Origin of the sequence: Okeania sp. SIO2B9 (genome assembly GCF_010672505.1) — a bacterium.
Taxonomy (GTDB): domain Bacteria; phylum Cyanobacteriota; class Cyanobacteriia; order Cyanobacteriales; family Microcoleaceae; genus Okeania; species Okeania hirsuta.
This window is the reverse complement of sequence record NZ_JAAHGK010000350.1, coordinates 1-6,176: the sequence shown is the minus strand read 5'-3', so window position 1 is coordinate 6,176 and position 6,176 is coordinate 1. Positions and strand designations below refer to the sequence as shown.

General features: G+C 39.5%; 7 protein-coding genes. 6 read left to right on the top strand and 1 reads right to left on the bottom strand.

Features of this window, described 5'->3' with window-relative positions:
* From F6K13_RS14080 to F6K13_RS14060, 5 genes are all read left to right on the top strand, one after another.
* Positions 1-584 (top strand): RDD family protein (locus F6K13_RS14080; RefSeq protein ID WP_287287665.1); only part of this gene is annotated, 584 nt, incomplete at its 5' end.
* Positions 585-617: 33 nt separating this feature from the next.
* Positions 618-806: a 50S ribosomal protein L33 gene (gene rpmG / locus F6K13_RS14075; RefSeq protein WP_124147576.1), complete on the top strand. Its 189-nt coding sequence runs from the start codon at positions 618-620 to the stop codon at positions 804-806.
* A gap of 75 nt (positions 807-881) precedes the next feature.
* Positions 882-1,100: a 30S ribosomal protein S18 gene (gene rpsR / locus F6K13_RS14070; RefSeq protein ID WP_124147575.1), complete on the top strand. Its 219-nt coding sequence runs from the start codon at positions 882-884 to the stop codon at positions 1,098-1,100.
* A gap of 155 nt (positions 1,101-1,255) precedes the next feature.
* Entirely contained in the window at positions 1,256-3,274 is a 2,019-nt protein-coding gene (locus F6K13_RS14065; protein WP_287287663.1) for a ribonuclease catalytic domain-containing protein, read from the top strand.
* A gap of 381 nt (positions 3,275-3,655) precedes the next feature.
* Positions 3,656-3,871: a hypothetical protein gene (locus F6K13_RS14060; protein WP_287287661.1), complete on the top strand. Its 216-nt coding sequence runs from the start codon at positions 3,656-3,658 to the stop codon at positions 3,869-3,871.
* Between the two features lie 37 nt (positions 3,872-3,908).
* Here the strand turns inward: F6K13_RS14060 and F6K13_RS14055 are convergent, their stop codons facing one another.
* Positions 3,909-4,031 (bottom strand): hypothetical protein, encoded by a 123-nt coding sequence (locus tag F6K13_RS14055; RefSeq protein WP_287287659.1) that lies wholly within the window; start codon positions 4,029-4,031, stop codon positions 3,909-3,911.
* 847 nt (positions 4,032-4,878) lie between these two features.
* Between F6K13_RS14055 and ppsA the strand changes: the two genes are divergently transcribed.
* Positions 4,879-6,176 (top strand): phosphoenolpyruvate synthase (gene ppsA, locus F6K13_RS14050; RefSeq protein ID WP_287287658.1); only part of this gene is annotated, 1,298 nt, incomplete at its 3' end.

Genomic DNA, 6,176 nt, shown 5'->3' with positions numbered 1-6,176 from the left:
CAGTTACATATTCTCCTAACCAGACCCAAAAAAGAATTAAGGTCTATCTTATGAGCGATAATATTATACCCCAATTGCCAAAAGCACCTCTATCCCGTCGCGTAGCAGCATTCAGTATAGATGCTTTAGTAGTTTGGTTTTTGAGTGCCATAATTAGCAATAATTGGTTCACGTTTATTTTATTTTTTATGGTACTTTGGATAATAACACGAGTACTAGTGGTCTATAAAAACTATGGTCAGAGTATAGGGCACTATGCTCTAGATATGAAAGTTTTAGATACTAGATACCAAAGAAATCCAGGTATCCTAGATTTATCAAAGCGAGAAGGAATTTTAGCATTATCTGGGGCATTGGCCATGTTAGGAATTAGTAATTTAACATCAGGAAATGCTGCTGTCTTACTACTAATAATGCCTTTATTTTTGGACTTTACAGTAGCTTTAGTAGATATTGAAAGGTATCAACAAGCTTTCCATGACAGAATAGCTCAGACAATAGTAGTAGGGACAATGCGTGGTTACTCCCTAGATATTAAGGTAAAGTGGCTAGTTGACGAAGCCAAGCGCTATGTGAGAAGATAGTAATTTGTGTCTAACATTCATGGAAACTGAAAAATGGCTAAAGGAGTCAGAATTGTTATTACACTAGAATGCACAGAGTGTAGAACAAATTCCAATAAACGTTCACAAGGTGTGTCTAGGTATACAACAACTAAAAACCGTAGAAATACAACCTCAAGATTAGAATTGAAGAAATTCTGTACTCACTGTAATAAACATACAGTTCACAAAGAAATTAAGTAAAAATTCAGTGAGTATTAAAAACAGTAAATAACTAAAACGTAAACGTAAACAAAAATAACTAACAAATAATTAGCAATGGCGAATTACTTCCGCAAAAGAGTATCACCAATTAAACCAGGCGATCCAATCGATTATAAAGATGTGGAACTACTAAAGAAATATGTTACAGAAAGAGGTAAAATTCTGCCAAGAAGAATCACTGGTTTAACTTCAAAACAGCAGAGAGATTTAACGAAAAGTATCAAAAGAGCTAGATTAGTAGCTTTATTACCCTACGTTAATAGAGAAACCTGAAGATAGAGTGTTTGAGATTTGAGATTTTGGAAAAATCTGAAAAAGTTAAATATTAAGAAAAAAACCAAAGTCAAAAAATCTCAAACTAAACTAGCAAAAACCACAACCCAAGCCAAGGCAATTGAAAATTTATAGGGATATATAAATAAGGAAAAGTGGAGAAGGGAAAATTAATTGAATTTAGATTGCATGGAGAACGGCGACTAGCCATAGCAGAACGTCCAGATGGTAAAAAAAACTGGGTCGTGGTGGAAGCAAATGGTCAATCTCACAGCATACCTCCAAAGCAAATCAGTTATGAAGTAGCAGGAGAAAGTTACAAATCATCAGAAATTCCCAAATTTCTTCAGGAAGTAGAAACTTATATAGACCCTTCAAGTATAGAATTAGCATGGGAACTACTGGTAGAAGAAGCAGAAACAGTAAATCCAGAAGAAATGGCCTTACTGCTATTTTCAGAACAAACACCAGCCCAATGTTATGCAGCGTACATATTATTATCAGACGATAAACTCTACTTTAAGCAAAAAGGCGATCGCTACGAACCCCGACCTGTAGCTCAAGTAGGAGAAATTAAACATCAGCAGGAAGTCCAAAAACAAAAACAACAAGAACTAGAGAACTTTTTACTCCGGGTGCGTAACCGACTAGCAGGAGAAGAGGTAGAGTGGCAACCAAGCGATTATAACCGCCTAGATGTAATAGAAAAATTGGCGACTTACGGAGAAGAAGCTTCTAATCGTACCCAGGCAATGGATACCTTGGCAGTCTTAGAATTACCCGAAACTCCAGAAGCAGCGTTTAAACTATTAATGGATCTAGGTATATGGAGCGAACATGAAAATCTATTTCTGCGACGTAGTCAGATCCCAAAACATTTTTCTACCAAGGTACTAGAAGTGGCTCAAAGCTGCCTGCAATCTCCCCAGCCAGATCCAGACACAAACCGTTTGGATTTAACTCATCTAAAAGTCTATACCATAGACGATGAAAGCACCAAAGAAATAGATGATGGCCTCAGTATAGAATTTTTAGAAGACAATCAACAAAAGATATGGGTACATATTGCCGACCCAACTCGCTTACTTACTCCTGGTGATGAGTTAGACCTAGACGCAAGGCGAAGAACTACTACACTATATTTACCCACAGGTATAATTCCGATGTTCCCATCAGAGTTGGCCACAGGGCCAATGAGTCTGATTCAGGGACAAATTTGCAGCGCTTTGAGTTTTGGCGTTATTTTAGATGAAAGTGGAGGAGTTGTAGACTACAGCATTCACGCTAGCTTAATCAAACCAACCTACCGTCTGACTTATGATGATGTAGATGAAATGTTACAGTTACAGATTAAGCTAGAACCAGAAATTCATGTTCTCAATCAGTGGGCGAAACAAAGATTTCAGTGGCGACAGTCACAAGGCTCTATTAGTATATATATGCCAGAGTCAGTGATTAAAGTCGAAGGTGAGGAAGTAAAAGTAGAAGTATTGGACGACTCACCATCAAGACAGCTAGTGGCAGAGATGATGATTATGGCAGGAGAGGTTGGGGCAAAATATGGTCAAAAACATGATATACCCCTTCCCTATCGCAGTCAACCCCAACCAGAACTTCCACCAGAGGCAGAACTAATATTATTGCCTGCTGGGCCAGTTCGCTCTTGTGCGATGCGTAGATGTATGCCTAAAAGTGAAATGGGTATTATACCAGCTCGTCACGCTAGTTTGGCCTTAGAAACTTATGTTCAGGTTACTTCTCCGATTCGGCGTTATAGCGATCTATTGGCTCACTTTCAAATTAAAGCTCATTTACGAGGAGAGGAGTTACCTTTTAGTCGAGACCAGATGCAAGAAATAGTAATGAGTTTAGTTCCTGCTGTCAAAGAAGCTTCTAGTGTGGAAAGATGTACTAACCGTTACTGGGGACTGGAATATTTGCGACGTAATTCTGATGAGGTTTGGCAAGCGTTGATAATTCGGTGGTTGAAAGAAGAAATTAATTTAGGGTTGGTGTTACTCGAAGAGTTGGGGTTAGAGTTGGCGATGAGGTTTGGTCGGTCTGTCAATGTGGGCGATCGCATAGAGGTAAAAGTTGCCCATGCGGACCCTCGTAAAGATGAGGTGATATTCCAGGAAGTCATTACGAATGTAGCGGAGGCTGCGGCGAATTAGATTTTTGAAGAAGTTATCTGGGAGTGGGGGAGTAGGGGAGTAGGGGTTCTTGAGGACATGGAGAGGGGGAGACACGGAGACGCGGAGATAGGGTGTCACCGTTTTGCCGTTTCCTCATGGGGAGCAGGGGAGTAGGGTATCCACCCCTCGCCCCTCCCCCTCCCAGGAGGGGAAAATAGAAAGATTTACTGTTGAAGCAAGAGGATAAGTTTTTTCATCACTAATTATCCGGACATAATATAAGAAATAAAGGAGAAACATAGCGTTAGCGGAGCAAGTGCGATTGTTATATCGTCTCTATGAGATGGTCTAATCATTTTATATTTTTCTTTTTCCTAACTGCCTTGGCAGTTGCTATAATTATCCTAAGATGATGTAATTATGATGATTTATAACGCGAGCAAGATGCTCGCACTAATTGTTCTAACCAACCTGGCGGTTGCTATATTTTTGAGATTAAAATCAACATTTTTACAGATATATACAGGTTATTTAATACCTTTTATCAAAATGTTGGCAGAAGACCCGCGCTCTCCCGCAGGGGAGCGTCGGGATGAATGCCAATCAATAAGAGCGGTTTTACAGATAATCTGTTAACTTACAAATATTGCTTAACTAAAAACCAAGGTTAAGACTACTGTAACTGTTCAATCAAGTCGCCGAGGGGCACTGGTCGATTATTTATCGGACAGGGAGGAAGCGTGATTACTGGTTTTGCCAGCATTTTCCAGTGAGGTGTCAACCCGCCCTGAGTCATTTGGTCAGCGAGCGTCTGTTTGAATGATGGATGGGAATCCCGCGCTGCAGGTGCAGGTCAGCGTCGGGAGGATGTCAAGTAAGTAAAAACGCCAAACAAACTTAATATAGCAGTCGAAGGAAAGGTTAGGACAGATCGACAGCTTAAAATTCAGACAAAGCAATATTTTTCCTTCTTGCCTCTTGCTCTGTTGGTGCGCATTCCCTTGCGTCTGACGCCGACGCGGGGTCGCACCGCTTCTTTCTTCTTCCTTCTGCTATACATTAACTTAACTATAGTTGGGATTAAAAAAAGGGATTAACCATCGTTATTTGATTTTTATTGAAGCTTAATTATAGATCTCAGTAATGTGCCTGCCTTAGATGAGTCCTAGTCAAACCCCCTCTATAGAATTATTAAAGCGCTTAATTTTTTTTAATAATCACCTATACACTACTGCTATCAACATTTTTTTACTTTTGGTAACTAAGATGTATACCTCAGAAAAGTTGTCGGCTACATAGAGTTTAATTAATATATAAATAGAGGAATAAATCATTTATATAGAGTTCCTTTGATAATCTATATGGATAATAAAAGAATATAAATAAAGAAATAATTGTTAGGGATCAATGTGATATAGATTATAGGTCGTTAACAAAAATAGTTTTTTTTATAGCAGAAGGAAGAAGGAATAAAGAAAAATCTTACGTTATCTGAATTTTAAGCTTTTGCTCTGTCCTAAACTTTCCTTCGACTGCTATAAAGGCAAAAATATAGTGATTTGCCTTGAAGATAAAATTGTGAAAAAAATTATATCCAAGCTGTACCGCGATGAAACAGCTTAACTTTAGGAGAAATTAAAGCAATGCTAAAAACATTAATAATTCAAAATAAGACTTTTACTGCTAAAGAAAAAAGCTTAGTGTTGTGGTTTGATGAAGTTAGTATTAATGACATTCCTTTAGTAGGAGGTAAAAACGCATCTTTAGGAGAAATGATGCAACAACTTACCCCCAAAAATATCAATATTCCTAATGGTTTCGCTACCACTGCTTATGCCTATCGTTACTTCATCAAATCTGCTGGTTTAGAAGCAAAACTGCGCCAACTATTTGCCGACCTTGATGTTGAAGATATAAAAAATTTGCAACAACGGGGTAAAAAAGCACGAGCATTGATAATGAATACACCCTTTCCAGCAGAACTCGAAAAAGCGATCGCCCTCAGCTACGAAACCCTTTGTTATCTCTACGGTCAAGATACAGATGTTGCTGTACGTTCCAGTGCTACTGCCGAAGACTTACCAGATGCCAGTTTTGCCGGGCAACAGGAAACTTACCTCAATATTCACGGGGTTGAAAGCGTACTTAAAGCTGCTCATAAATGTTTCGCATCAGTATTCACCGACCGCGCTATCTCCTACCGCACTATCAAAGGTTTCGACCACTTCGATGTTGCTCTCTCAGTTGGCATTCAAAAAATGGTGCGTTCCGACCTTGCTACCTCTGGTGTCATGTTTTCCATAGATACCGAAACTGGATTCAAAAATGCTGCCCTAATTACAGCAGCTTATGGTTTAGGGGAAAATGTCGTACAAGGCGCAGTTAACCCCGATGAATACCTGGTATTCAAACCTACGCTCCGAGAAGGTTTCCATACTATTCTCAACAAACGCCTGGGCACTAAAGCTATCAAAATGGTTTATGATGGCGGTAATTCGATTAAAAACGTACCCGTGCCAGAGCGACAGCAACAACAGTTTGCTCTGAGTGATGATGAAATTCTGCAACTTGCCCATTGGGCGGTAATTATTGAAGACCATTATTCCCAGGTGCGCGGTAGTTACACGCCGATGGATATTGAATGGGCAAAAGATGGTATTACCAATAGTTTATATATAGTTCAGGCGCGACCAGAAACAGTGCAATCTCAAAAATCTGAGAATATGCTGCGTAGTTATCAGTTGCAGGAGAAAGGGAAAGTATTGTTAACAGGTCGTTCTGTGGGTCAGGCGATCGGTCAAGGTAAGGTACGCGTAATTCTGGATACCCATAACATTTCTGAATTTCAACCAGGGGAGGTGTTAGTCACTAACAAAACTGACCCCGACTGGGAACCCATTATGAAAAAGGCTAGCGCTATAGTTACTAACCAAGGTGGGCA